General features: G+C 53.9%; 1 tRNA gene and 2 rRNA genes (1 of these 3 cut by a window edge). All 3 read right to left on the reverse strand.

From position 1 onward, the window contains the following. Window positions 1-29 precede the first annotated feature (29 nt). Window positions 30-106 (reverse strand) — tRNA-Met (locus AC1Q5O_RS27145). Between the two features lie 157 nt (window positions 107-263). Continuing rightward, window positions 264-378 (reverse strand): 5S ribosomal RNA (gene rrf / locus AC1Q5O_RS27150). Between the two features lie 189 nt (window positions 379-567). Continuing rightward, a 23S ribosomal RNA gene (locus AC1Q5O_RS27155) occupies window positions 568-2,500 on the reverse strand (it continues 998 nt past the right edge of the window).

The raw sequence follows: 2,500 nt of genomic DNA on the forward strand, positions 1-2,500 counted from the left end.
AAGTTTGTTTTGAGATGTATCTGAGAGATTGGTTGCGGGGACAGGATTTGAACCTGTGACCTTCAGGTTATGAGCCTGACGAGCTACCGGGCTGCTCCACCCCGCGCCACCATGCCGGTATTTCCGGCTACCGCGTTTGAAGCGGCGTGTAATTATGCACTTGTGCCTGCTGTTTTGCAAAAGCAAAAGGCCGCTTGATGCGGCCTGTTGATTGGAAAGTATGGGATGTGGAGAGCGTTTTGATTTCATGTTGCGTTTTGCAGACCTGGCAGCGACCTACTCTCCCGCGTCTTGAGACGAAGTACCATTGGCGCTGGAGCGTTTCACGGCCGAGTTCGGAATGGGATCGGGTGCAGCCGCTCCGCTGTAACCACCAGGTCAGCAAAAAGCAACGATGAAAGAGAAGCTGGTTTTGTTGTCAGTTTTGACGACATTGACGATGATCGGCTTTCCGGGCGTTAGCCCGCAAGGTCGACTGACCGTCGCCGGTCGTCCGGCGCCTTCGCGGAGCATAGGGTCGAAGACCCGCTCATGCGTGAGCGCTTTAGATGGATATAAGTAATGAGAATGATCAAGCCAATCGAGCTATTAGTACCGGTAAGCTTCATGCGTTGCCGCACTTCCACACCCGGCCTATCAACGTGGTGGTCTTCCACGGCTCTCAAGGGAATACTCGTTTTCAGGTGGGTTTCCCGCTTAGATGCCTTCAGCGGTTATCCCGTCCGTATATAGCTACCCTGCTATGCGGCTGGCGCCACAACAGGTCCACCAGAGATACGTCCATCCCGGTCCTCTCGTACTAGGGACAGATCCTGTCAATATTCCTACACCCACGGCAGATAGGGACCGAACTGTCTCACGACGTTCTGAACCCAACTCACGTACCGCTTTAAATGGCGAACAGCCATACCCTTGGGACCTGCTCCAGCCCCAGGATGCGATGAGTCGACATCGAGGTGCCAAACAACCCCGTCGATATGGACTCTTGGGGGTCATCAGCCTGTTATCCCCGGCGTACCTTTTATCCGTTGAGCGATGGCCCTTCCACGCGGGACCACCGGATCACTATGACCGACTTTCGTCTCTGCTCGACTTGTCAGTCTCGCAGTCAGGCGGGCTTATGCCATTGCACTCGACGACCGATTTCCGACCGGTCTGAGCCCACCATCGCGCGCCTCCGTTACTCTTTAGGAGGCGACCGCCCCAGTCAAACTACCCACCATACACTGTCCCGGATCCGGATAACGGACCGCGGTTAGACATCCATATAGGTAAGGGTGGTATTTCAAGGATGACTCCACGAAGGCTGGCGCCCCCGCTTCAAAGTCTACCACCTATCCTACACATGCCGACACGAATGCCAGTGTAAAGCTATAGTAAAGGTGCACGGGGTCTTTCCGTCTAACCGCAGGAACCCCGCATCTTCACGGGGAATTCAATTTCACTGAGTCTGCGTTGGAGACAGCGGGGAAGTCGTTACGCCATTCGTGCAGGTCGGAACTTACCCGACAAGGAATTTCGCTACCTTAGGACCGTTATAGTTACGGCCGCCGTTTACTGGGGCTTCGATTCAAAGCTTGCACCTCTCCTCTTAACCTTCCAGCACCGGGCAGGCGTCAGACCCTATACGTCGTCTTGCGACTTCGCAGAGCCCTGTGTTTTTGGTAAACAGTCGCTACCCCCTGGTCTGTGCCACCCTCACATACTTGCGTACATAAGGGTCACGCTTCTTCCGAAGTTACGCGTGCAATTTGCCGAGTTCCTTCAACGCAGTTCTCTCAAGCGCCTTGGTATTCTCTACCAGTCCACCAGTGTCGGTTTAGGGTACGGTCTATACGCGGGAGCTATTTCCTGGAACCGCTTCGAAGCCCTTCCAATCCAATAAGGAAGAACAACATACGCGATCCGTCACTACCCGCAGGCCCACGAATATTAACGTGGTTCCCATCGACTACGCCTTTCGGCCTCGCCTTAGGGGCCGGCTAACCCTGCTCAGATTAACTTTAAGCAGGAACCCTTGGACTTTCGGCGAGGGAGTCTCTCACTCCCTTTATCGTTACTCATGTCAGCATTCTCACTTCTGATACCTCCAAGAGCCCTCACGGGTCTCTCTTCAACGGCTTACAGAACGCTCCGCTACCACTTGCACTTACGTGCAAATCCACAGCTTCGGTGTATGGCTTTAGCCCCGGTACATTTTCGGCGCAAAGACCCTTATTTAGACCAGTGAGCTGTTACGCTTTCTTTAAATGATGGCTGCTTCTAAGCCAACATCCTGGTTGTTTTGGGATCCTCACATCCTTTCCCACTTAGCCATAACTTAGGGACCTTAGATGGTGGTCAGGGTTGTTGCCCTCTTCACGACGGACGTTAGCACCCGCCGTGTGTCTGCCGATTAGTACTCTTCGGTATTCGGAGTTTGGTTAGGTTTGGTAAATCGGTGAGATCCCCTAGCCCATCCAGTGCTCTACCCCCGAAGGTATTCGATCGACGCTCTACC

The sequence above is a fragment of the Phyllobacterium sp. MT110 genome (assembly GCF_058792715.1).